Here is a 21,436-nt window from a genome sequence, read left to right as displayed (position 1 = left end):
GCGTTCGCCGGCCGTGGGGTTCGGGTCAGGTGAGTGGCGGCACCAAGGACGCGGTGGTGGGGCCGTCGGGACGGACGGTCATGCCGTACGCCGCCTTGGTGGGCCTGGAGTGGAAGGACAGCGCGTGGACCGGCAGCAGGTGTTCGAGGAGGACGGTCGATTCGCGGAGCGCGAACTGGACACCGAGGCATGCGCGGGGACCGATCCCGAACGGGAGGTAGGCGCCCGGGTGGGCGGGCCGGCCCTCCGGGACGGTGAAGCGCCGGGGGTCGAACCGCTCCGGCTCCGGCCACAGTTCGGGGTCGCGGTGCGTGAGATACGGGCAGACCAGGATGTCGGTGCCGGCCGTTACGGTGTGACGGGCGACGGTGTCGTCCTCGGTGGCGTGACGGGGCAGGATCCAGGCGGCCGGGTACAGCCGAAGCGTCTCGTGGACCAGGGCCTGGACGGCCTGGCGGCGTGGTGCCGAGCCTTCGCCGCCGGCGGCCAGGGCCTGCTCGCGAGCGGCGGGGTACTGGTCGAGGAGCAGGTAGAGCCAGGTCAGGGTGGTGGCGGTGGTCTCGTGCCCGGCCGTGAGCAGCGTGACCAACTCGTCGCGGATCAGCCGGTCGGTGTACTCGGGGTGCTCGGCGGCGGCGTCGACGAGCACGTGCAGCAGGCCTGGGCCGTCGTGGCCTGCCACCCCGGCGCGGGCGGTGTCGATGGCGTGCCGGGCGACCGCGTCGATCCGGGCGAGATCGGCGGCGACGGCGTCCCGGGCGTCGGTGCCGTCCGCGGGCAGCGTCGGAAGGGCTGCCGCCACGGCGGTCACGGCGGCCAGCTCGCGCTCGGTCCCGTCGTCGAGAGCGTGCCCGGTGAGAGAGCGCCAGATGGCGTCCAGGGCGAACCGGCGCATCTCCCGGGCGACGTCCAGGGTCTGTCCGGTGCGGGCGTACCCCTCCCAGCGAGCGGCGGTGGTCCGGGCGGCCTCGGTGATCCGCTGTTCGTAACGGCGCATCCCGGTGCCGGTGAACTGGGACTGCAGCAACCGCCGTTGCCGCTTCCACGCCGTGCCGGTGGCGGCGAGGACACCGTCGCCGATCAGCAGACGGGCGCGGTGGGAGCGCTTGACGTACCGCTCGGGGTGCCGTGCGAGGACGTGCTGGACCGCCTGCGGGTCGGTGACGAGAACGGTACGCGCGGGGCCCAGCCGGAACGCGGCGACGCCACCGCAGTGCGCGCGCACCCGGGACAGCAGCTCCACCAGTTCGCCTCCCGCCGAGCGCCACCGCTCGACGAGCGCGGGCTCGGCCTCGGGCACCGGCCGCCCCGCTCCCGGAACGCGCGCGAGGGAGCCGGTACCGGCTTCGATGTCCATGATCTCTTCTACCCCGTCCCGGCACGACAGAAGCACACACGATGGAGGAGGAGGGCCCTGGTGCGTTCGGAAACCCGGTGGAGACCGGGAGCCCGCCACGCCTAAGGTCGCGGCATGAGCACTCGCACGTTCCGGATCACCGTACGCGGCGCCTTCGACGGCCTCACCGACGCGCAGCGCGCCGAGCTGCTGGCCGACGCCGCCGAACACGACGTACTGCGCGCCGCGTTCACCCCCCAGGGCAACCTCACCTACGACATCGCCGCCCGGCCTGCCTTCGTCTTCCGTTTCTCCGACACCGGGGAGGAGGAAGAGGACATCCTGGAGGCGACCGAGCGGGCCGAGGAGGCGGCCACGGCCTGGCTGACCGAGCGCGGCTACGGCTTCAAGAACCTCCGCTCCACCGCCGAGGACCTCTCCCAGGCACCGATGGGCAAGCGACAGCGACGGGCGGCGCGTCTCGAGGGCGCATAAACTTGAGTACTCAAGGAGATGACAAGAAAGGCGGCCGGCATGAGTGACGCCCTGGACGCGGCACTGCGGCTGGTCCGCGCCCAGGCGGCGCTCGTGCGACGCTTCGACTCCCGGCTGAGCGGGCTGCACGGCGTGAGCCTCGCCGATTTCACCCTGCTGCTGCGGCTGAGCCAGGCGACCGGCGGTCGCATGCGGCGCGTCGACCTCGCCGAGGCACTGGGCCTGACGGCCTCCGGGGTCACGCGCGGGCTCGCGCCCCTGGAGCGGATCGGGCTGGTGACCCGCGAGGCGGACGCCCGGGACGCGCGCGTGGCCTACGCCTCGCTGACCGGGACGGGCCGACGGCGGCTGAAGGAGATGCTCGCGACGGCCGAGGAGACCGCCGCCGAGGTCTTCGCCGCCCCCGCGTTGAACGCCGAGGACATCACACGGCTGTCGTCCCTGCTGACCCGCCTCGGCGGCACCGGCCTGGCCGGCTTCTGAGCCTGCCCCGGGCGCACCGGCCACGCCGCTGACTCGCCGCTCTGCAGGTCGAGTTGAGATGTGGCCGGATTGTGTGGGGCCCTGCACACAGCCATGGCATGCTCATGGCTCATCACGAGTTACCGACCAGTTCTACCGCCGAGTAGCCCCCTTGCCGGTACCTCTCTGCCACCCCCACCTCACACAGGACCGACCATGCGCAGACGCATGCGGCACAGACGTGCCCTGCTGCCCGCCTTCGCCGTGAGCACCCTCTTCCTCGCCGCGGCCTGTTCCTCGCCCCCCTCGCACGCCGGATCGTCGGCGACTGCCGGGCACGGCCGGCAGGTCGAGGCCGCCGAACGGCCCACCGACGGCACGGACCGCTCGCTCGCCGTCGCCGCCGCGCCCGCCACCACCACGACCGCCACGACCGCCACGGCGGGTCCGGCCGGCTCCGCACAGCGGGCCCACAGGACGGGGCTCGCGATCGGCTCGTACGACAGCCGCACCCGGCGGGCCGTCCTCACCGACAAGCCCGCCCCGCACAGGAGTTCATCCCCCTCCTCCCCGGCGGTCTCCCCCTCCCCCTCCGGCGCCCCGTACCGGGCCGCCGTCGGCGATGTGATCGCCAGTGCGCCCGCGCCCGGGGCACCGGACGGGCTGCTCGCCAAGGTCACCAGGGTGATCGGTGCGACGCACGGCGGCACCGAGGTGCAGACGGAACCGGCCACCCTCGACGCGCTGCTCGGCGACGAGACGGCGAAGGGCGCCGTACCGGTCGACCCGTCGTCCTTCGCCGTCGACAAGCTGCTGCCCGGTGTGCAGGTGTCCTGGGCGAGGACCGGTCACCTGCACACCGGTCCGAAGGGTGCCACGGTGCCGCTCGGCAGCCTCCGGCTCGACGTGAGCGCCGTCCTGCCGACGGCCCAGAACGCCCCGGCCTCGGCCACCGCCTCGGTGAACGGCTTCGTCCAGGTCGCCCCGCGGGTCGACTTCGCCTACGGCGGCGCCGGTACCGACGCCCCGCCCGGTTCCGCGTATCTCGGCGTGTCCGGCGACTGGACCTCCGGCTGGTCGGTCAAGGGCCGGGCCGCCGCGGCCGCCGGCACCCCGCTGCGGATCCCGTTCGCCAAGCTGCACGCCGACCCCGTCCTCCAGGTCGGCCCGGTGCCTGTCGTCGTCAACCTCGACCTGACCGCCTATGTCCAGATCAGCGGCGACGGGCGGGTCACCGTCGACGTCGAGCAGAACCTCAAGGGCGACTTCACGGCGGGCGGCACCTTCGGCCCGGCCAGGGGCTGGACGCCGGTCAGCTCCTCGGACATGACGAGCACGCCCGTGCGTGCCTCCGTCACCACCGCCGGGAACCTGAAGACGGCGCTGGGCGCCGAGGCCTCGGTGGGCCTCTACGGCACCGTCGGCGTCACCGCCGACCTGGCCCCGTATCTGCGCGGCGAGGCCTCGGGCAGGGTCACCGGCTCCGCCGGCGGCGGGGCCAGGACCGCGGGCGCCTGGAGTGTGTACGGCGGGGTCGATCTGTCCGGGACCCTGCGGCTCCAGCTGTCCGTCTTCGGCACACCGGTCATCCAGCGGAGCATCCCGCTGGGCACCCTGAACCGCGAGTGGAAGCTGGCGGGCGGCACCTTCTAGGCGTTCGCCTGCGCGGAACCGTCCCGCGCCGCCGGTATCCAGCCCTGGCCGCGCAGTACGGACGACACGTCCGGCGCCCGGTAGTGCTCCCCCTTGAGGACCTTGCCGTCGGCCCGGCGGGCGACCTGTCCGTCCGGGCCGAGCTTGCTCATGTTGGCGCGGTGGATCTCGGCGATCACCTGGTCGAGGTCGATGCCGTGGACCAGTGCCGTGCCGTACGCCACGTAGACCACGTCCGCCAGTTCGTGCGCGAGCCGGTCCAGCGGGCCGTCGACCGCGACCTCGGCGACCTCCGCGGCCTCCTCGGCGAGCAGTTCCCCACGGTGCGCGGCCAGTTCGGGGTCGACCTCCGTCGGCGTGGTGCGGGCGTCGAGGCCGAAGGCGAGGTGGAACTCTCGGACGAGGTCGGCGGGAGAAGTGCTCATGCGACGACTCTAACGGCCACCACCGACAGAGCCCTCCGTCCGCCTCCGGACCCCGGAGCGACCCCTGCCCTGGTCAGCGTCGCACCCGGCCTGGCAGGATCGCCGCATGTCCAAGGTGTTCGCCCGTATCAGCAGGCGCCGGGCGCTGCCGGTCTCGGCCGCAGGTGCCGTGGTGCTCGGCCTGCTGCTGTGGTGGCTGCTGCCGCTGGGCGAGAAGCCGCCGAGCGGGACGATCGTGTTCAGTACGGGCACGCCCCGGGGGGTCTACCAGGAGTACGGCGAGCGGCTGCGCGCCGAGTTCGCCAAGGACATGCCCAACCTGAAGGTGAAGCTGCTGAACAGCGCCGGCTCGCAGGAGAACGTGCAGCGGGTGGCGACCGGCAGGGCCGACTTCACCATCGCGGCGGCCGACGCGGTGGAGGCCTACGAGCTGCGACACGGCAGCGGCGCCGGACGGCTGCGCGGGGTGGCCCGGCTCTACGACGACTACGTCCACCTCGTCGTGCGCAGTGACTCGGACATCAGAAACGTCGCCGACCTGAGGCACAAGCGGGTGGCGACCGGGCTGCCCGACTCCGGGGTGCGGCTGATCGCCGACCGGGTGCTGAAGGCCTCCGGCATCGACCCCCGCAAGGACATCACCCCGGTCGCGGACGGCATCGACACCGGGCCCGACCAGCTGGAGCAGCGCAAGGTCGACGCCTTCTTCTGGTCGGGCGGCCTGCCCACCAAGGGACTCGTCACGCTGGCCCAGCGGTCCGCCTTCAAGTTCGTGCCGATCGAGGGCGACCTGGTCACCAAACTGCACAGCCAGGGCGAGGAGGCGCGCTACTACCGGGCCACCAACATCCCCGAGTCGGCGTACCCGGCCGTGCAGCAGGGCAACGAGGTCCCGACGATCTCCGTGTCCAACCTCCTGATGACCCGCGCGGACATGGATCCCCGGCTCACCGAATGGGTGACCCGCACGGTCATCAAGAGCCGCGACGACATCGGCGCCCATGTCCACTCCGCCCAACTCGTCGATCTGCGCACCGCCATCTACACCGACCCGCTGCCTCTCCAGGAGGGCGCCCGTCGCTACTACCGCTCGGTGAAGCCGTAGCCGCGGCATGACCGCTCGGCCGAGCGCTCAGCCCCCGTCACCGCTCCGCGTGCCTGGGCACCGACACCGTCACCCGCAGCCCTCGCGGCTCATGGTGGGCGTAGTCGATCGAGCCGCCGCACGGCGTGAGCAACGCACGCACGATGGACAGGCCGAGGCCCGAGCCCTTGATGTTCTGGTGGCGGCCGCTGCGCCAGAACCGGTCGCCGACGCGGGCGAGTTCCTCGTCGGTGAGGCCGGGCCCGGTGTCAGTGACCACGACCGTGGATCTGTCGCCGTCGGAGGCGACGGTGACCTCCACCGTGCCGCCCTCGGGGCTGAACTTCACGGCGTTGTCGATCACCGCGTCCAGGGCGCTGGACAGGGCGATCGGGTCCGCCCAGGCGGTCGTGGGCGGGCAGTCCCCGCTCAGCCGGACGCCCTTGGCCTCGGCCGCCGGAGACCAGGCGGCGACCCGTTCCTCGGTGAGGGCGCCGATGTCGGACAGCGTCAGGTCCGCCTCGGCGTGCTCGGCCAGCGCCAGGTCCAGCAGGTCGTCCAGGACCTGCGCGAGGCGCTTTCCCTCGGTGCGGACCGAGGCGATCTCCTCGTTGTCCTCCGGCAGTTCGAGTGCGAGCAGTTCGATGCGCAGCAGCAGCGCCGCGAGCGGGTTGCGCAGCTGGTGCGAGGCGTCCGCGACGAAGGCGCGCTGCTGCTCCAGCACGTCCTCGACGTTGTCCGCCATCTCGTTGAACGAACGGGCGAGCCGCCTGAGTTCCGGCGGCCCGCCGCCGACAGCGACCCGTGACTTCAGCCGTCCGGTGGCGATGTCGTGGGTGGTGGCGTCCAGGACCCGTACCGGTCGGAGCACCCAGCCGGTCAGCCGCAGCGCCGCGCCCACGGCCAGCAGCATCGCCGCGATCTCGCCGGCCCCGATGATCAGCCAGCCGCGCAGGGTCCGCGCACGCATCTGCCCGGTGGGCGACTCGGTGACCACGACCGCCACGACGTCCCCGTCCCGGATCACCGGCGAGGCCACGACCAGCCGGCTGTGCTGCCAGGGCCACACCTGCCGCGGGTCATGGCTGCGCCGGCTGAGCAACGCCTCCTCGAACGCCTCCCGCACCTCCCCCGTCCGCGGTACGAACCAGTCGTCGGGGGCGTTGGCCATCGCCGAGCCGTTGCGGTAGAAGACGCCCGCGCGGATGCCGTAGACGCCGTAGTAGCTGCCGAGTTCGCTGCGCAGGGCCTCCAGGCGCTCGTCGGTGCCGGTGCGGCGCGATCCGCTGGGCCCGTCGGTGACGAACTGGGCGAGCGCCGCGAAGCGTGCCGTGTCGTCGATCCGGTCGACGACCACCTTCTGCTGCTGCGCGGCGGCCAGGCTGACGGCGAGCGGAAGCCCGAGGGCGAGAAGGACGGCCGCCAACAGGATGATGAGCAGCGGCAGCAGACGTGCGCGCACCCGTCCCCGCTAGGCGGCCGGGGCGACGAGCCGGTAGCCGACGCCGCGTACGGTCTCGATGAGCGCGGGCATGCGCAGTTTGGCGCGCAGGGAGGCGACGTGCACCTCCAGGGTGCGTCCGGTGCCCTCCCAACTGGTGCGCCAGACCTCGCTGATGATCTGCTCCCGCCGGAACACCACGCCGGGGCGCTGCGCCAGCAGGGCGAGCAGATCGAACTCCTTGCGGGTCAGCTGGACGACCGAACCGTCCACCGTGACCTGCCGGGTGGGCAGTTCGATGCGTACGGGACCGAGATGCAGGGCGCTCTCGCCGACCGCCGCCGGATCCTCGTGGACGGTACGCCGGCTGACGGCGTGGATACGGGCGAGAAGTTCCCCGGTGTCGTAGGGCTTCACCACGTAGTCGTCGGCGCCCAGGTTGAGCCCGTGGATGCGGGAGCGGACGTCGGAGCGGGCCGTCACCATGATCACCGGGGTGCTGGTGCGTTTGCGGATCTTGCCGCAGACCTCGTAGCCGTCCTGGTCGGGCAGGCCCAGGTCGAGCAGGACCACGCCGAAACCGTCGCTCTCGGGGACGAGCGCCTGGAGGGCCTCCTCGCCGCTGCGTGCGTGCGTGACGTCGAAACCGTGTCGCGCGAGTACGGCGGACAGGGCCGCGGCGACGTGGTTGTCGTCCTCGACGAGCAGCAGTCTCATCCCGGCCCCCTCCGGTTCAGCGGTCGTACGGTCTGGGTTCACGTGCCTCGCATCTGCTCACGCGCGCGTGCACCATGGCAGTGACGCCGATGTACAAGGACGGCGTCAAGAGGGTTCCGGTTGCCCGCCGCTTCCGTTATCCGGCCGATACGCACACGGGCGGCAAGTGCTACGACACGTGTCCGATTGCTATCTGATCGTGATGCTCAGATCTCCCTCAGATGTGATGACGCAGGTCACAGCCCCTCACTACTGTCCTGCGAAACCGAGGAGGACGGAGCCCGAAAGCGATGACCAATGTATCGGTGACCAAGGAAGACACTGTGGTCACGTCCGACGAACTGGTCGTCCTGAAGAGCGTCAACAAGCACTTCGGCGCGTTGCACGTGCTCCAGGACATCGACCTGACGATCGCCCGCGGCGAGGTCGTCGTGGTCATCGGGCCCTCCGGGTCCGGAAAGTCGACCCTGTGCCGCACCATCAACCGCCTGGAGACGATCGACTCGGGCACGATCACCATCGACGGCAAGCCCCTGCCCCAGGAGGGCAGGGAGCTGGCCCGGCTGCGGGCGGACGTCGGGATGGTCTTCCAGTCCTTCAACCTCTTCGCGCACAAGACCGTGCTCGAGAACGTGATGCTGGGCCAGCTCAAGGTCCGCAAGGCGGACAAGAAGCAGGCCGAGGAGAAGGCCCGGTCACTGCTCGACCGGGTCGGCGTGGGCACCCAGGCCGACAAGTACCCCGCGCAGCTGTCCGGCGGCCAGCAGCAGCGCGTCGCCATCGCGCGGGCCCTGGCGATGGGCCCGAAGGTCATGCTCTTCGACGAGCCGACCTCCGCCCTCGACCCCGAGATGATCAACGAGGTCCTCGAGGTCATGCAGCAGCTCGCCCGTGACGGCATGACGATGGTCGTCGTCACCCACGAGATGGGCTTCGCTCGATCGGCCGCGAACCGTGTGGTCTTCATGGCCGACGGCCGGATCGTCGAACAGGCTGCACCCGACCAGTTCTTCAGCAACCCGCGCAGCGACCGGGCCAAGGACTTCCTGTCCAAGATCCTGCACCACTGACGTCGCAGGCCCGCCCCGCGCCCCTGGGTTGGCTTTTCCAACGGACCTCGTTCCTCACCCTTCAGAAGGATGTTCACCATGAAGCTCCGCAAGGTCACCGCCGCCTCGGCCGCCGTACTCGCGCTCGCCGTGGGCGCCACCGCGTGCGGCGGCGGCAAGAAGGACGACAACGGCTCCTCCGGTGGCGGCAAGAAGATCGCCATCGGCATCAAGTTCGACCAGCCGGGCCTCGGCCAGAAGACCCCGCAGGGCTACTCGGGCTTCGACGTGGACGTGGCCACCTATGTCGCCAAGAAGCTCGGCTACAGCGCGGACCAGATCGAGTGGAAGGAGTCGAAGAGCGCCGACCGCGAGACCATGCTGCAGCGCGGTGACGTCGACTTCATCGCCGCCACCTACTCGATCACCCCGAAGCGCGAGCAGAAGGTCGACTTCGCCGGGCCGTACCTGCTGGCCCACCAGGACGTGCTGCTGCGGGCGGACGACACGAAGATCAAGTCTCCCGCGGACCTGAACGGCAAGAAGCTCTGCTCGGTGGCCGGCTCCACCTCGGCGCAGAACCTCCACGACAAGCTGGCCCCCAAGGCCGACCTCGTGACGTACCCGACCTACTCGGCCTGTCTCGGCGGTCTGCAGAGCGGCGCCATCGAGGCCCTCACCACGGACGACTCGATCCTCGCGGGCTACGCCTCCCAGGCCCAGTTCAAGGGCAAGTTCAAGCTCGGCGGCTTCAAGATGACCAACGAGAACTACGGCATCGGCGTCAAGAAGGGCAGCGCCCTCAAGGCCAAGATCGACAAGGCCCTCGAGGAGATGGTCTCCGACGGCTCCTGGGAGGTGGCCGTGAGGAAGAACTTCGGCCCGGCCGACTACAAGAACGAGCCCGCCCCGAAGATCGGCGACATCAAGAGCTGAGGCAACGCCGTCCGGTGCGCCGTCTCTGAACACGGCGGCGCACCGGGGCATCCCTACACGCGGAAGCGCGGGAGATCGTGTTCGACTTTCTTGACAAGTACGACGTGCTGGGCGCCTTCTGGACGACCGTGCAGCTGACGCTGCTGTCGGCCGTGGGCTCCCTGGTCTGGGGCACTCTGCTGGCCGCCATGCGGGTGGGCCCGGTACCGCTGATGCGCGGTTTCGGCACCGCCTACGTGAACATCGTGCGGAACATCCCGCTCACGGTGATCATCCTCTTCTCCTCCCTCGGCCTCAACCAGACGCTCGGCATCAGCCTCGGTGCAAGCGACTTCGACACGATCAACTTCCGGCTGGCCGTGCTCGGTCTGATCGTCTACACCTCGGCCTTCGTGTGCGAGGCGATCCGGGCCGGCATCAACACGGTGCCGGTCGGCCAGGCGGAGGCTGCCCGGGCCATCGGGCTGAGCTTCCCCCAGGTGCTGGGGCTGGTCGTGCTGCCGCAGGCCCTCCGCGCGGCCGTCGGTCCGCTGACCAACGTACTGATCGCGCTGACGAAGAACACGACGGTCGCGGCCGCGATCGGCGTGGCGGAGGCGGCGTTCCTGATGAAGAAGATGATCGAGAACGAGGCGGAGCTGCTGGCGATCTCCGCGGTCATCGCCTTCGGGTTCGTCTGCCTGACCCTGCCGACCGGTCTGATCCTCGGCTGGGTGGGCAAGAAGGTGGCGGTGAAGCGATGAGCTCGGTCCTGTACGACGTCCAGGGACCCCGCGCCAAGCGGCGCAACATCCTGTACACGGCGGTCTTCCTGATCGCCCTCGCGGCCGTCGCATGGTGGGTGTACAAGTCGTTCGACGACAAGGGGCAGCTGGCCTGGGCCCTGTGGAAGCCCTTCTTCAGCGGCACCGAGGCGTACTCGACGTACATCTGGCCCGGTCTGCAGAAGACCCTGGAGGCGGCGGCCCTGGCAATGATCATCGCACTGCCGCTCGGTGCCGTCCTCGGTATCGCCCGGCTCTCTGACCACCTGTGGGTGCGCGTCCCGGCCACGATCGTGGTCGAGTTCTTCCGCGCGATCCCCGTCCTGGTGCTGATGATCTTCGGGCTCGCGCTCTTCGCCCAGTACACCGACGTCACTTCGGACGACCGGCCGTTCTACGCGGTCGTCACCGGCCTGGTGCTGTACAACGCGTCCGTGCTCGCGGAGATCGTCCGCGCGGGCATTCTCGCCCTGCCGAAGGGGCAGTCCGAGGCGGCCCTGGCGATCGGTCTGCGCAAGGGGCAGATGATGCGGCTCATCCTGCTGCCGCAGTCGGTCACCACCATGCTCCCGGCCATCGTCAGCCAGTTGGTGGTCATCGTGAAGGACACCGCCCTCGGCGGCGCGGTCCTCACCTTCCCCGAACTGATGGCCTCGGCCAACACGATGGCCGGCTACTACGGCAACATGATCGCCTCGCTGACCGTGGTGGCCGTGATCTTCGTGATCATCAACTTCTCGCTGACCTCGTTCGCGAGCTGGCTGGAGGCCAGGCTGCGGCGCGGCAAGAAGTCGACCGGGGCGGTGCTCGGCGCCCAGGACGTCACGGACATCGCGGGTACGGCGGCGACCGGGGCCGGAGGCGCCGCCGACCTCAGCGGTCCCTTCGTGGGCGGCGGTCACCACGGCGGCGGACACGGGAACTGACGTTCATTCAGGTGATATGAAACGCCCGGAGGCAGTGGCCTGATCGCCACTGCCTCCGTTCGCTTGACGCAAACTCTGCCAATGGGTTGCATACGTTCTGTGATCGTGCACCCCGCTCCCCCTTCCTGTTCACTTGTCTCCGTCAGGGCATCGTCACGGGCAGGGGGCGCCGCGTCATGGACCCGGTGATCATCGTCGGAGCGGGGCCCGTCGGGCTTGCGCTCGCCCTCGCGCTGGCCCGCCAGGAGGTGCCGTCCGTCGTCCTGGACGAGGGTCCCGGCAAGGACGAACCCCGCTCGGCCCGCACCGTCGTACTGCGCGAGGACACGGCCGCCCTGCTGGAGCGGCTGACCGGGGTGGCGCTCGGTGAGCAGGGCGTGCGCTGGGCCGGATGGCGGTCCCTCAGGCGCAAGCAGGTGATGAGCGAGATCACCTTCGAGGAGGCGGACCCGGCGGCTCCGCTGCACATCGCCCAGCACGTGGTCACCGGCGCCCTGCGCGCGGCCGTCGCCGACGAGCCGCTGGTGAAGGTGGCCGTGGACAGCCGTCTGGACTCGATCGAGCAGGAGCGTTCCGGCGTCACCGCGCACACCCGGGGCCCGAACGGCACCTGGTGGCGCGGCAGTTACCTGGTCGGCTGCGACGGCCCGCGCTCCACGGTGCGCAAACTCCAGGACATCCGCTTCCCCGGCCGTACGGCGGTGGAGCGGCACGCGGTCGCCGCTCTGCGCGTGGAACTTCCCTGGCAGGGCCGGACGTTGCTCCATCGGGCGCCGCCGTGGCGGCAGTCCGGCTCCTCGGCCGGGGAGGTGACCGCCCGCCCCCTCCCGGACGGCGTGTGGCGCCTGGACTGGCTGCTGCCCCCGGGCAAGGACCTGGTCACGCCCGAGATCCTGGTGGCCCGGATCCGCGAGACGCTCGCGGGCTGGACGGACGGCTCGACACCGCCGTACGAGCTGCTCGACACCGGTGTCCACACGGTGCACCACCGGCTGGCCCGCCGCTGGCGCGTCGGCCGGGTCTTCCTCGCCGGGGACGCGGCCCATCTGCTCGGCGCGCTCGGCACCCAGGGCCTGGACGAGGGTCTCCGGGACGCCGACAACCTCGCCTGGAAGCTGGCCCCGGCCTGGCACCACGGCCGGCACGAGGCGCTGCTGGACAGCTACCAGACAGAGCGGCGCGCGGTGGTCGCCGCCCGGCTGCGCGCCGCCGACCAGGCGCTGCCGGTGCTGCGCGGCGCCGGCGGACTGCGCCAGATCGTCCCGGGTGCGGCGCGCGGCCACGACGCGCTGCTCACGGACGGTCACCTCGGCCGCGGGCCGCTCGGTGCGCCAGGGGCGTACGCCGGCTCGCCGCTCGCGCCCCGGAATCTGGAGGGCGAGATCCCGGTCGGCACCCCGCCCGGCGCGGCCGTCACCGACGTACGGGTCACCGCGGAGGATGGTTCCTTCGTCCAACTGCGCGAACGGCTCGGCCGCGGCGCCCTCCTCGTCGTGCTGATCGCGCCCGGCACAGGGGTGTGGGACCGCAAGCACTGGGTCTCCGCCGGCGTGATGCCCCGGCTCGCGGCGGCCGTGACCGCGCTGCCGTACCCCGCCGAGCTGCTGGTGGCCGAGAGCTACCCGGGTGCGCCGGCGCACAGCGTGCTGCTCGTGCGCCCCGACGGCCACCTGGTGACCGCACTGAGCGGGGTCCGGCCCGCCGACCTGTACGCGGCGGCGGAGGCGACGGTGGGCGGCGCCGCCAAGGAGGAGGCACAGGCGGCCTCCGGCGCCCGCTGACGCCACGACCGTCACCCGCTGTCCACATGGTGACGGTGAGTTGACCGAATTACACCGGCATGCTGTACTCCGGACCATGACCGACACCTGCGTGCGCCTGTGGCGGAGGGTCCACATGGACCTCATCCGCTACGCGGGCTGCGTGTGTCGCCCGTCCTGCTGAATTCGCATCCCCCCCTTCTTCCGGGCGCCGCGGTGCGCCCGTTCCGCGAACCTTCCCAGGACGGTGCACGTGTCTGTTTCCCCCGTTCCCGTGTCCCCTGCCGTCGGCTCGGCGCCCACGCAGGCGGACCTCCTCGACTTCGTGCGGCGTACGGCCGCCGACGCCGAGCTGATCGCCTCCCTCCCGCTCGACCCGGAGGGCCGCACCTGGGTGCGGCTGGAGGGGCCGGGCGGCAGCGAGGCGTGGCTCATCGGCTGGCCGCCCGGCACCGGCACCGGCTGGCACGACCACGCCGACTCGGTCGGCGCGTTCCTCACCGCCTCGGGCGTTCTCAAGGAGAACTCGCTCGCCACTCGACTGCCGACCGACGGCTGGAAGACCCTGGAACTCGCCGAGGACGTGGACCGCGAACGCCGGCTGACCGTCGGCGAGGGCCGCGCCTTCGGCCGGCACCATGTCCACGAGGTCCTCAACGACTCCCGTACCCAGCACGCGATCTCGGTGCACGCCTATTACCCGCCCCTGCCGCGCATCCGCCGCTACAGCCGCAGCGGGCAGGTCCTGCGTCTGGAGCAGGTCGAACGCCCGGAGGACTGGCAGTGAGCGGCACCGGCGGTGAAGTACCGGTCGGCATCGACGAGTTGCTGGAGCGGGTGCGCGCGGGCTACCGGCGCATCGAGGCACGGGAGGCGGACGAGGCGGCGCGGACGGGCGAGGCGCTTCTGGTCGACATCCGGTATGCGGCCCTGCGCGAGCGGGACGGGGTGATCCCCGGCGCACTCGTCATCGAGCGCAACGAGCTGGAGTGGCGCCTCGATCCCCAGGGCAGCCATCGCGTCCCCGAGGCCACCGGCCATGACCTGCGTGTCGTGGTGGTCTGCAACGAGGGCTACGCCTCCAGCCTCGCGGTCGCCTCCCTCCGCCAACTGGGCCTGCACCGGGCGACGGACCTCGTGGGCGGCTTCCAGGCATGGCGGGCGGAAGGCCTCCCGGTGGAGCCGGCGAAGCCCTGAACGGCCCCTCAGCGCCTGCTGGTCGTGGCCATCGTCACCACCCGGGATCCGGGGTCAGTAGTCCCCGTCTCCGAGGAACTCCGTGTCCTCGCCCTCTTCCTCCAGGGCCTGGCGGACGACGCGGAGGGCCATGCCCTCGGGGTAGCCCTTGCGGGCGAGCATGCCGGCGAGGCGGCGGAGCCGCTTGTCACGGTCGAGGCCACGGGTGGCGCGCAGTTTGCGGTCCACGAGCTCACGGGCGGTCGCCTCCTCCTGCTCGGAGTCGAGCTGGGAGACGGCCTCGTCGATCAGCGCGGAGTCGACCCCCTTGGTGCGCAGTTCCTGGGCGAGCGCCCGGCGTGCGAGTCCCCGGCCGTGGTGCCGGGACTCCACCCAGGCGTCCGCGAACGCGCTGTCGTCGATCAGCCCGACCTCCTCGAACCGCGACAGCACCTCCTCGGCCACGTCCTCGGGGATCTCCCGCTTGCGCAGGGCGTCCGCGAGTTGCTTTCGGGTGCGCGGGGTCCCGGTGAGCAGGCGCAGGCAGATCGCCCGGGCCCGCTCAGCCGGGTCCCCCGAAGACTCCCCCCGCTCGGCCCTCGACGAGGAAGGGGGGCCTTCGTCCTCACCGGGCGCGTCGCCGAAGCCGTGCCGCCGCCGGCCGCGCCCCCGGCCACCCCGCGGGCCGGCACCACCCCGGGAGCCACGGCCGGGCGAGCCGCCCCCGTACGGCTCGTCGCCCGTGCTCCCCGGATGGGCGCCGCCGGCATCCCCGTATCCACCGGCGCCGCGGTACTCGTCGTACCCGTCGTGACCCTTGTGACCGTCGTCCGGGTGCCCGCCGTCACCGCCCGGGGTGGAGTCCGGGCGGCCCCCGGTGCCCCTCCCCCGTGGGGCACCGGGGGTGGCGTACTCGTACTCGGCCCAGTCGGTTCGTCGTGTCACGGGTCAGCTCTTGGCTGCAGCGGCCTTGGGCTTGGTGGCCTTGGCGGCTGCCGGGGCGGGCACCGTCTTGGCGTCGTCGGCGGCCGCGGTGGTGACCGCCGCGTCCCCGCCCGGCTCGGCGGCGGGCTCCTCCGGCCGGACACCGACGCCCAGCTTTTCCTTGATCTTCTTCTCGATCTCGTTGGCCAGGTCGGGGTTGTCCTTGAGGAAGTTGCGCGCGTTCTCCTTGCCCTGGCCGAGCTGGTCGCCCTCGTACGTGTACCAGGCGCCGGCCTTGCGGACGAAGCCGTGCTCCACGCCCATGTCGATCAGGCCGCCCTCGCGGCTGATGCCCTGGCCGTAGAGGATGTCGAACTCGGCCTGCTTGAAGGGCGGCGCGACCTTGTTCTTGACGACCTTGCAGCGGGTGCGGTTGCCGACCGCCTCGGTGCCGTCCTTCAGGGTCTCGATGCGGCGGATGTCGATACGCACCGAGGCGTAGAACTTCAGCGCCCGGCCACCGGTCGTGGTCTCCGGGGAGCCGAACATCACGCCGATCTTCTCGCGCAGCTGGTTGATGAAGATCGCGGTGGTCTTGGACTGGTTGAGCGCGCTGGTGATCTTCCGCAGAGCCTGGCTCATCAGGCGGGCCTGGAGACCGACGTGGCTGTCGCCCATCTCGCCCTCGATCTCCGCGCGCGGGACGAGCGCGGCGACGGAGTCGATGACGATGAGATCGAGGGCGCCGGAGCGGACCAGCATGTCCACGATCTCCAGGGCCTGCTCGCCGTTGTCGGGCTGGGAGAGGATCAGGTTGTCGATGTCGACGCCCAGCTTCTTCGCGTACTCGGGGTCGAGAGCGTGCTCCGCGTCCACGAACGCGACCTGGCCGCCGGCCTTCTGGGCGTTGGCCACGGCGTGCAGGGTAAGGGTCGTCTTACCGGAGGACTCCGGTCCGTAGATCTCCACGACACGGCCACGCGGAAGGCCACCGACGCCGAGGGCGACGTCGAGCGCGGTCGACCCGGTCGGGATGACCTCGATGGGCTCCTTCGCCCGCTCGCCCATGCGCATGACCGCGCCCTTGCCGAATTGCCGTTCAATCTGCGCGAGCGCGGCGTCGAGCGCCTTCTCGCGGTCGGTTCCTGCCATGGGTTCCACCCGGTTTGCTTGAGTCGATCGCTTCACGTCAAAGACGCTAACGCCTGCCACTGACAATGCGCCCCGACGCAGGCCCAGCCTGTGGATAACCATGGGACTTCTTCCCGCAAAACGGGGCGAAATCCACCGACCAAAGCCTCGCCTGAGCCTCCATGAGAATGGATGTTCGATTTTGGTGTCAAGCGCTGCTTCCGGCGGTGCAGGGCAGGTGTCCTCGACCGGACGACGACCGCGCGGACCGCCCCGGAATGCCTTGACCCATCACGGCTGCCTTCCGCCTTCCGGGCCCACCGGTTCAGGGCGACGACTCCTCCGGCCGGGGCTGCGCGGCCCGCGGCCCGCGTATCCGCGCCGGCATCCCGGGACTGCCTGGTCCCCGGCCGCGGTGCCCGTGCACCCGGGGATCGTCCGTGACGGCGTACCGCTTCACATACGCCCCCAGGAAGGCCTGGAGGGTGGCCACCGCCGGGATGGCGATCAGCGCGCCGACGGCGCCCAGCAGCGCGGTGCCGGCGATGACCGAGCCGAAGGCGACCGCGGGGTGGATGTCGACCGTCCTGGCGGTCAGTTTGGGCTGGAGCATGTAGTTCTCGAACTGCTGGTAGACCACCACGAAGGCCAGCACCCACACCGCGTACCAGGGGTTGACGGTGAACGCGATCAGCATCGGCAGCGCGCCGGCGAGGTAGGTGCCGATGGTCGGGATGAACTGCGAGACGAGGCCCACCCAGACGCCGAGCACGGGTGCGTACGGCACGCCGAGGGACTGGAGCAGGATGTAGTGGGCGACGCCGGAGACGAGCGCCATCAGGCCGCGCGAGTAGAGGTAGCCGCCCGTCTTGTCGACGGCGATCTCCCAGGCCCGCAGCACCTCCGCCTGGCGTGCGGGCGGCAGGACAGAACACAGGGCGCGGCGCAGCCGGGGGCCGTCGGCCGCGAAGTAGAAGGAGAACAGCCCCACGGTCAGGAGCTGGAACAGCCCGCCGAGCACCTGCGCGGAGACGTCGAGGACACCGGCGGCGCTGGTCTGCGCGTACTTGCGCAGCCAGTCGGAGTGGAGCAGGCCCTCCTGGACGTCCACGCGCCGGAGTTCGGTGTGGAAGGTCTCATTGATCCAGTTGATGAGCGAGTCAAGGTACTGCGGGAAGCCCTCGACCATCTTGATGATCTGGCCGGCCAGCATGGAGCCGAGCAGGGCGACGAACCCGGCGACGGCGATCGTCAACCCGAGGAAGACAAGGAAGGTGGCCAGTCCCCGGCGCATGCCGCGGGCGGCCATCCGGCTCACTGCGGGCTCGATCGCCAGGGCCAGGAAGAACGCGATCAATACGTTGATCAACAGTCCGGTCAGCTGGTGGAAGGCCCAGCTGCCGAGCTGGAACGCGGCGATCAGCGCGAGCGCGAGCATCATGGCGCGCGGCAGCCAGCGCGGCATGCGGCCGCCCGCGGCGACTGCGTCGGGGGCTGTGGGCCGCTCGGGCCGTGTCGTGCCGGTCGGTGCCGCGTCCCGGGTCAGCGGCTCGTTGTGCTCGTCCATCGGTGCCACGCGCCAAGTCTCGCCCACCCCACCGGCAGCCTGCGCTCGGGGCAACGGGTCAGTGCCGCTCGCCCGGCACGTTCATCACCGCGCAGACCACGCGCCACACGTCCTTCGCGTCCCAGCCGGCGTCCAGCGCCTCGTGCACCGTGCGCCCGCCCAGCTCCGACATGACGTGATCGCGCGCGAAGGTGTCGGCGTACCCCGGACCGAAGTGTTCCGCCATCCGCTGCCAGAAGACCGTCAACCGCATGACTCCAGTATCCCGCCCCTGGGGGTGGGCCCCGGCCGTGAGCCCTTGCCGAGACCGCTTTCCGTCCTACGGTCTGACCCATGGCCGAAACAGGAGCTTCCCCACTCCCCTCCCCGCCCCCGGCGCGCTCCCCGCTCTTCCGCGCCGAGCAGTTCGTGTGGCTCACCGCGCGCGTGCTGGAACAGCGCCTCTTCGCGTACCACTTCCTCCACGGCACCCCGGACGCGGTGGAAGCGGCGCTGGACGCCTACCGCAACGAGGACGGCGGGTACGGGCACGCGCTGGAGCCCGATCTGCGCGGCCCCGTGAGCCAGCCCCTGCACACCGCGCATGCGCTGCGCGTCCTGGACGCCATCGGGCGCTGCGGCGGGCAGCGGGTCGAACGCGTGTGCCGCTATCTGACCTCGATCTCCACCGCGGACGGCGCCCTGCCGGCGATCCATCCCAGCCAGCGCGGATATCCGGTGGCGCCGTTCGTCCCGGTCGTCGACGACCCTCCCAGCGAGCTGCTCGCCACGGGACCGGTGGTGGGACTGCTGCACCGCAACGAGGTGTGGCACGCCTGGCTGTTCCGGGCCACCGACTTCTGCTGGCAGGCCGTGGAGACCCTGGAGAAGTCCCACCCCTACGAGGTGGAGGCCGCCGTGGCCTTCCTCGACTCCGCTCCCGACCGTTCGCGCGCGGAGGCCGCCGCGGACCGTCTGGGCCGCCTGGTTCGCGAGCAGCGGCTCGCGGCTCTGGACCCGGACCGGCTCGACGCGTATCCGGTCGCGTCGGGCTACGCGCCGGGCGAGCACCACTTCCCGCACGACTTCGCCAGGTCTCCGGAGTCACTCGCGCGCGCGTGGTTCACGGACGACGAGATGACACGCTCCCTGGACCACCTGGCCGCCGAGCAGCAGGAGGACGGCGGCTGGCCGGTCCGGTGGCGCCAGTGGGCCCCGGCCCCGGCACTGGAGGCACGTCCCCTGGTGACGGTCGAAGCCCTGCGCACCCTGCGGGCGTACGGCCGTTTCGTGGGCTGAGCCGGTGCCGTGCGGCCGCCCGCGGCGGCCGGGCCGAACCGGTTCACGCGCGGAGCCGCCCGCGTGTGAACCGCGCCGGCCCGCGCCGCTCCCGCATCATCCACCAAGCGCCCGTAGGCCCGCCGTCACCACCACGGCCGCACCGACGACCAGCAGGAACGGCGCGCGCAGCACCAGCGCCACGGCGGCCGCACCGAGCCCCGCGACCCGTGCGTCCAGCACGAGCGCGTGCCCGTCGGAGAACGTCTGCTGAGCCGTGAGCGCGGCGAGGAGGGCGACGGGCAGCAGGGCGGCGAGCCGCCGTACGAACGGCCGCTCCATGACGCCCGCGGGCACCAGCAGCCCGGCGAGCTTGACGGCGTAACAGCCGAGGGCGGTCAGGCCGATCGCAATCCAGGTGTTCACCGGTCCCCCTCCGCCACGGCGCCGCCGTCCGGTCCGTCCACTTCATTGATCCGGTCAACCTGGTCAATCCGGTCCACCCGGCCCACTCCTTCCGATGCGGTGGGTCCAGCCGGTCCACCCGGCCGGCCCGGCGCGCGTCGTACCCCTTGTCGGCCACGCCCCTCGCGGCGGCCCTCGGCGACGAGCGCGATCGGCGCCGCCAGGGCTGCCACCAGGACCGGAACGCCGGCCGGCAGCACGGGCAGCGGGCCGAGGCCCAGCAGGACCGCCAGGCCCGCGACCGCGCGCTCGGTGGTCGTTCTCAGCATCGGCGCGAGGAGTGCCAGGAACACGGCGGGTCCGGCCGCGTCGAGGCCCCACGCGCGCGTGTCACCGATGGCCTTGGCGCCGAGCGCGCCGAGCAGCGTGGTGAGGTTCCAGAGCGCGTACAGCGTGAGCCCGGTGACGGTGAAGCCGATCCGCCGGGCGCGCCGGGTCGGCTGGGCCAGGGTGACCGCCGTCGTCTCGTCGATCACCCACTGGGCGGCGAACGGCCGCACCACGCGCGGGAGGGCGAGCAGGTGTGACAGGCGCAGCCCGTAGAAGGCGTTGCGCATGCCGAGGAAGAAGGCGCCGGCGGCCGCCGTGAACGGATTGCCTCCGGCGGCGAGCGCTCCGACCAGGGCGAACTGGGAAGCGCCGGTGAAGACCAGGAGGCTGAGCGCACAGGTCTGGAGCAGCCCGAGCCCGCTCCCGGCCGAGGTCACCCCGAAGGCGAAGCCGGACAGACCCACGGCGACGCCGACCCCGAGGGCGTCCCGTACGACGGCCCGGTCGGGCTTGTCCGCGCCGTCGGCGGTCATGTCCACGCATGCTGTCTGCTGTGCCACGCCCCGACGGTACGGACGTCCCTCACCGCGGGTCTTGTACGTTCTTGCGCCCGCGCATGCCCCTCGGCTCGCCCGCGTTCCTGCGCTCGCGCTGGTAGGCCCCCGGCGGCACGCCGACGATCCGGGTGAAGTGCCGGTTGAGGTGCGGCTGGTCGGTGAAGCCGACGGCCGTGGCCGCCTCGGCGGGGGGCGAGCCCGCGTCCAGCAGGAGCCGCGCTCGCCGCACGCGGGCGTCGGTCAGCCAGGCGTGCGGCGGCATGCCGTAGGCGTCACGGAACGCCCGAAGGAGGGCGAACGGGCTGGTGCCGAGGTCGGTGGCCAGCCGTTCCAGGGTCGGCGGCTCGGCCATCCGCTCGTCCAGCACGGCACGCGCGCGTGCCGCGACACCGGCTCCGGCCGAGCGGACCGGCCGCTGCGGCAGCGGTCCGCCGTTCAGCCGGAGCAGCCTGGTCACGGCCACCCGCAGCAGGGTGTCGGCGGCCAGCGCGTTGCCCTCGTCGGCGGCGCGCAGCACCTGGTGGACCAGGCCGACCGTGTAGGGGTCGTCGAGGACGGGGCTGACGAAACCCGGCGTGCCCCGAATGGTGGTGGTCTCGGCCGCGATCGCGGCGACCACCTCGGGTGAGGGGTAGACCGCGCCGTACCGCCAGCCCTCGGGGACGCCTGCGCGGCCGGTGTGCGCGGTGTCCGGGTTGACCAGAGCGAGGGCTCCCGCGCCCGCGGACACGTCGGTGCCACGGTGGTGGAAGACCTCGACGCCGTCGGCTATGGCCGCGATCACGAAGTGCTCGTGGGTGTGCCGGACGAAGGTCTTGCGGATGTACCGGGCCCGCAGCAGATCGACGCCCGGCAGATCGTCGTACCGCCAGTGCCGCGCACGCTCCACCGGCCGACGCGCCCCCGTCGTCCCGTGCGTCCGTTCCTCGCCCCGTCGAGCCGCACCCGCCATGCGCCCATTCTCCGCCCCGCTGTCCGCGACCGGCCCGCCCACTCACCTCCGCACGGCGTTTGCCCAGGTCAGCACGATTGTCAGTGGCC

At 71.7% G+C, this 21,436-nt stretch carries 24 protein-coding genes; 13 read left to right on the top strand and 11 right to left on the bottom strand.

The genetic code is table 11. The features are described 5' to 3' along the window. Positions 1 to 25: 25 nt before the first annotated feature. On the bottom strand, positions 26 to 1,357 hold the full coding sequence (locus ACFYZB_RS28555) for a cytochrome P450 (protein ID WP_388763563.1): 1,332 nt from the start codon (positions 1,355 to 1,357) through the stop codon (positions 26 to 28). 114 nt (positions 1,358 to 1,471) lie between these two features. On the opposite strand from ACFYZB_RS28555, the gene ACFYZB_RS28550 reads away from it, so the two are divergent. The 3 genes from ACFYZB_RS28550 to ACFYZB_RS28540 all read left to right on the top strand — a co-directional run bounded on the left by ACFYZB_RS28550 (position 1,472) and on the right by ACFYZB_RS28540 (position 3,946). Next, entirely contained in the window at positions 1,472 to 1,831 is a 360-nt protein-coding gene (locus ACFYZB_RS28550) for a DUF6204 family protein (RefSeq protein ID WP_388763561.1), read from the top strand. 39 nt (positions 1,832 to 1,870) lie between these two features. Continuing rightward, positions 1,871 to 2,314 (top strand): MarR family winged helix-turn-helix transcriptional regulator, encoded by a 444-nt coding sequence (locus ACFYZB_RS28545; protein WP_388763559.1) that lies wholly within the window; start codon positions 1,871 to 1,873, stop codon positions 2,312 to 2,314. A gap of 207 nt (positions 2,315 to 2,521) precedes the next feature. After that, positions 2,522 to 3,946 carry a hypothetical protein gene (locus tag ACFYZB_RS28540; RefSeq protein WP_388763557.1) on the top strand — a complete coding sequence of 475 codons (1,425 nt, stop codon included), beginning with the start codon at positions 2,522 to 2,524 and terminating at the stop codon, positions 3,944 to 3,946. Here ACFYZB_RS28540 and ACFYZB_RS28535 read toward each other — a convergent pair. Further along, positions 3,943 to 4,371: a MazG nucleotide pyrophosphohydrolase domain-containing protein gene (locus ACFYZB_RS28535; protein ID WP_351209031.1), complete on the bottom strand. Its 429-nt coding sequence runs from the start codon at positions 4,369 to 4,371 to the stop codon at positions 3,943 to 3,945. The two genes, ACFYZB_RS28540 and ACFYZB_RS28535, sit on opposite strands and share 4 nt — an antisense overlap. A gap of 106 nt (positions 4,372 to 4,477) precedes the next feature. On the opposite strand from ACFYZB_RS28535, the gene ACFYZB_RS28530 reads away from it, so the two are divergent. Then, the gene (locus ACFYZB_RS28530) at positions 4,478 to 5,476 is read left to right on the top strand and encodes a TAXI family TRAP transporter solute-binding subunit (protein ID WP_388763555.1); all 999 of its coding nucleotides are present in this window, start codon (positions 4,478 to 4,480) and stop codon (positions 5,474 to 5,476) included. Positions 5,477 to 5,513: 37 nt separating this feature from the next. Here the strand turns inward: ACFYZB_RS28530 and ACFYZB_RS28525 are convergent, their stop codons facing one another. Both ACFYZB_RS28525 and ACFYZB_RS28520 read right to left on the bottom strand, forming a co-directional pair. Then, positions 5,514 to 6,917, bottom strand: coding sequence for a sensor histidine kinase (locus ACFYZB_RS28525; RefSeq protein WP_388763553.1), 1,404 nt, complete (start codon positions 6,915 to 6,917; stop codon positions 5,514 to 5,516). Between the two features lie 9 nt (positions 6,918 to 6,926). Continuing rightward, a complete protein-coding gene (locus ACFYZB_RS28520; RefSeq protein WP_351209034.1) occupies positions 6,927 to 7,613 on the bottom strand; it encodes a response regulator transcription factor in 687 nt (228 codons plus the stop codon). 290 nt (positions 7,614 to 7,903) lie between these two features. On the opposite strand from ACFYZB_RS28520, the gene ACFYZB_RS28515 reads away from it, so the two are divergent. The 8 genes from ACFYZB_RS28515 (at position 7,904) to ACFYZB_RS28480 (ending at position 14,245) form a co-directional block, all read left to right on the top strand. Continuing rightward, positions 7,904 to 8,683 carry an amino acid ABC transporter ATP-binding protein gene (locus tag ACFYZB_RS28515; protein WP_351209035.1) on the top strand — a complete coding sequence of 260 codons (780 nt, stop codon included), beginning with the start codon at positions 7,904 to 7,906 and terminating at the stop codon, positions 8,681 to 8,683. A 78-nt stretch (positions 8,684 to 8,761) separates the two neighbouring features. Continuing rightward, on the top strand, positions 8,762 to 9,598 hold the full coding sequence (locus ACFYZB_RS28510) for a glutamate ABC transporter substrate-binding protein (RefSeq protein ID WP_388763551.1): 837 nt from the start codon (positions 8,762 to 8,764) through the stop codon (positions 9,596 to 9,598). 77 nt (positions 9,599 to 9,675) lie between these two features. Continuing rightward, a complete protein-coding gene (locus tag ACFYZB_RS28505; RefSeq protein WP_351209037.1) occupies positions 9,676 to 10,341 on the top strand; it encodes an amino acid ABC transporter permease in 666 nt (221 codons plus the stop codon). Then, positions 10,338 to 11,288, top strand: coding sequence for an amino acid ABC transporter permease (locus tag ACFYZB_RS28500; protein WP_388763549.1), 951 nt, complete (start codon positions 10,338 to 10,340; stop codon positions 11,286 to 11,288). The genes ACFYZB_RS28505 and ACFYZB_RS28500 overlap by 4 nt, the downstream gene beginning before the upstream one ends. A gap of 176 nt (positions 11,289 to 11,464) precedes the next feature. Beyond that, positions 11,465 to 13,069, top strand: a complete 1,605-nt coding sequence (locus tag ACFYZB_RS28495; RefSeq protein ID WP_388763547.1) for an FAD-dependent monooxygenase — start codon at positions 11,465 to 11,467, stop codon at positions 13,067 to 13,069. A gap of 76 nt (positions 13,070 to 13,145) precedes the next feature. Next, positions 13,146 to 13,232 (top strand): putative leader peptide, encoded by an 87-nt coding sequence (locus ACFYZB_RS28490; RefSeq protein WP_310875732.1) that lies wholly within the window; start codon positions 13,146 to 13,148, stop codon positions 13,230 to 13,232. A 69-nt stretch (positions 13,233 to 13,301) separates the two neighbouring features. Beyond that, positions 13,302 to 13,835, top strand: coding sequence for a cysteine dioxygenase (locus ACFYZB_RS28485; RefSeq protein ID WP_351209040.1), 534 nt, complete (start codon positions 13,302 to 13,304; stop codon positions 13,833 to 13,835). Beyond that, the gene (locus ACFYZB_RS28480; RefSeq protein ID WP_388763690.1) at positions 13,826 to 14,245 is read left to right on the top strand and encodes a rhodanese-like domain-containing protein; all 420 of its coding nucleotides are present in this window, start codon (positions 13,826 to 13,828) and stop codon (positions 14,243 to 14,245) included. Before ACFYZB_RS28485 ends, ACFYZB_RS28480 begins: the two co-directional genes overlap by 10 nt. A gap of 54 nt (positions 14,246 to 14,299) precedes the next feature. Here ACFYZB_RS28480 and recX read toward each other — a convergent pair whose 3' ends face one another. The 4 genes from recX to ACFYZB_RS28460 all read right to left on the bottom strand — a co-directional run bounded on the left by recX (position 14,300) and on the right by ACFYZB_RS28460 (position 18,099). Further along, positions 14,300 to 15,169, bottom strand: a complete 870-nt coding sequence (recX, locus tag ACFYZB_RS28475; protein WP_388763545.1) for a recombination regulator RecX — start codon at positions 15,167 to 15,169, stop codon at positions 14,300 to 14,302. A gap of 3 nt (positions 15,170 to 15,172) precedes the next feature. Beyond that, complete coding sequence (gene recA, locus ACFYZB_RS28470; RefSeq protein ID WP_351209042.1) at positions 15,173 to 16,300, bottom strand: recombinase RecA; 1,128 nt, start codon at positions 16,298 to 16,300, stop codon at positions 15,173 to 15,175. Positions 16,301 to 16,604: 304 nt separating this feature from the next. Next, the gene (locus tag ACFYZB_RS28465) at positions 16,605 to 17,855 is read right to left on the bottom strand and encodes an AI-2E family transporter (protein ID WP_388763543.1); all 1,251 of its coding nucleotides are present in this window, start codon (positions 17,853 to 17,855) and stop codon (positions 16,605 to 16,607) included. Between the two features lie 49 nt (positions 17,856 to 17,904). Further along, entirely contained in the window at positions 17,905 to 18,099 is a 195-nt protein-coding gene (locus tag ACFYZB_RS28460; protein ID WP_388763542.1) for a DUF3046 domain-containing protein, read from the bottom strand. 80 nt (positions 18,100 to 18,179) lie between these two features. Between ACFYZB_RS28460 and ACFYZB_RS28455 the strand changes: the two genes are divergently transcribed. Continuing rightward, positions 18,180 to 19,124: a hypothetical protein gene (locus ACFYZB_RS28455; RefSeq protein ID WP_388763540.1), complete on the top strand. Its 945-nt coding sequence runs from the start codon at positions 18,180 to 18,182 to the stop codon at positions 19,122 to 19,124. Positions 19,125 to 19,220: 96 nt separating this feature from the next. Here ACFYZB_RS28455 and ACFYZB_RS28450 read toward each other — a convergent pair whose 3' ends face one another. The 3 genes from ACFYZB_RS28450 to ACFYZB_RS28440 are packed head-to-tail and all read right to left on the bottom strand — an operon-like array spanning position 19,221 to position 21,347. Then, positions 19,221 to 19,529: an AzlD domain-containing protein gene (locus ACFYZB_RS28450; protein ID WP_351209046.1), complete on the bottom strand. Its 309-nt coding sequence runs from the start codon at positions 19,527 to 19,529 to the stop codon at positions 19,221 to 19,223. Beyond that, positions 19,526 to 20,398, bottom strand: coding sequence for an AzlC family ABC transporter permease (locus ACFYZB_RS28445; protein WP_388763538.1), 873 nt, complete (start codon positions 20,396 to 20,398; stop codon positions 19,526 to 19,528). Before ACFYZB_RS28445 ends, ACFYZB_RS28450 begins: the two co-directional genes overlap by 4 nt. A 22-nt stretch (positions 20,399 to 20,420) precedes the next feature. Beyond that, positions 20,421 to 21,347 carry an AraC family transcriptional regulator gene (locus tag ACFYZB_RS28440; RefSeq protein WP_388763536.1) on the bottom strand — a complete coding sequence of 309 codons (927 nt, stop codon included), beginning with the start codon at positions 21,345 to 21,347 and terminating at the stop codon, positions 20,421 to 20,423. Between the last annotated feature and the right edge of the window lie 89 nt (positions 21,348 to 21,436).

It is taken from the genome of Streptomyces sp. NPDC001852, from assembly GCF_042891825.1.
Taxonomy (GTDB): Bacteria; Actinomycetota; Actinomycetes; order Streptomycetales; family Streptomycetaceae; genus Streptomyces.
This window is presented reverse-complemented; position numbering and strand designations above follow the sequence as displayed.

What these genes read in the sequence shown, in the direction of transcription:
- ACFYZB_RS28455 (WP_388763540.1), top strand. Translation starts at nt 18,180, where the DNA reads ATGGCCGAAACAGGAGCTTCCCCACTCCCCTCCCCGCCCCCGGCGCGC.
- ACFYZB_RS28555 (WP_388763563.1), bottom strand. Translation starts at nt 1,357, where the DNA reads ATGGACATCGAAGCCGGTACCGGCTCCCTCGCGCGCGTTCCGGGAGCG.
- ACFYZB_RS28510 (WP_388763551.1), top strand. Translation starts at nt 8,762, where the DNA reads ATGAAGCTCCGCAAGGTCACCGCCGCCTCGGCCGCCGTACTCGCGCTC.
- ACFYZB_RS28550 (WP_388763561.1), top strand. Translation starts at nt 1,472, where the DNA reads ATGAGCACTCGCACGTTCCGGATCACCGTACGCGGCGCCTTCGACGGC.
- ACFYZB_RS28520 (WP_351209034.1), bottom strand. Translation starts at nt 7,613, where the DNA reads ATGAGACTGCTGCTCGTCGAGGACGACAACCACGTCGCCGCGGCCCTG.
- ACFYZB_RS28490 (WP_310875732.1), top strand. Translation starts at nt 13,146, where the DNA reads ATGACCGACACCTGCGTGCGCCTGTGGCGGAGGGTCCACATGGACCTC.
- recA (WP_351209042.1), bottom strand. Translation starts at nt 16,300, where the DNA reads ATGGCAGGAACCGACCGCGAGAAGGCGCTCGACGCCGCGCTCGCGCAG.
- ACFYZB_RS28495 (WP_388763547.1), top strand. Translation starts at nt 11,465, where the DNA reads ATGGACCCGGTGATCATCGTCGGAGCGGGGCCCGTCGGGCTTGCGCTC.
- ACFYZB_RS28530 (WP_388763555.1), top strand. Translation starts at nt 4,478, where the DNA reads ATGTCCAAGGTGTTCGCCCGTATCAGCAGGCGCCGGGCGCTGCCGGTC.
- ACFYZB_RS28515 (WP_351209035.1), top strand. Translation starts at nt 7,904, where the DNA reads ATGACCAATGTATCGGTGACCAAGGAAGACACTGTGGTCACGTCCGAC.
- ACFYZB_RS28535 (WP_351209031.1), bottom strand. Translation starts at nt 4,371, where the DNA reads ATGAGCACTTCTCCCGCCGACCTCGTCCGAGAGTTCCACCTCGCCTTC.
- ACFYZB_RS28500 (WP_388763549.1), top strand. Translation starts at nt 10,338, where the DNA reads ATGAGCTCGGTCCTGTACGACGTCCAGGGACCCCGCGCCAAGCGGCGC.
- ACFYZB_RS28440 (WP_388763536.1), bottom strand. Translation starts at nt 21,347, where the DNA reads ATGGCGGGTGCGGCTCGACGGGGCGAGGAACGGACGCACGGGACGACG.
- ACFYZB_RS28545 (WP_388763559.1), top strand. Translation starts at nt 1,871, where the DNA reads ATGAGTGACGCCCTGGACGCGGCACTGCGGCTGGTCCGCGCCCAGGCG.
- ACFYZB_RS28460 (WP_388763542.1), bottom strand. Translation starts at nt 18,099, where the DNA reads ATGCGGTTGACGGTCTTCTGGCAGCGGATGGCGGAACACTTCGGTCCG.
- ACFYZB_RS28540 (WP_388763557.1), top strand. Translation starts at nt 2,522, where the DNA reads ATGCGGCACAGACGTGCCCTGCTGCCCGCCTTCGCCGTGAGCACCCTC.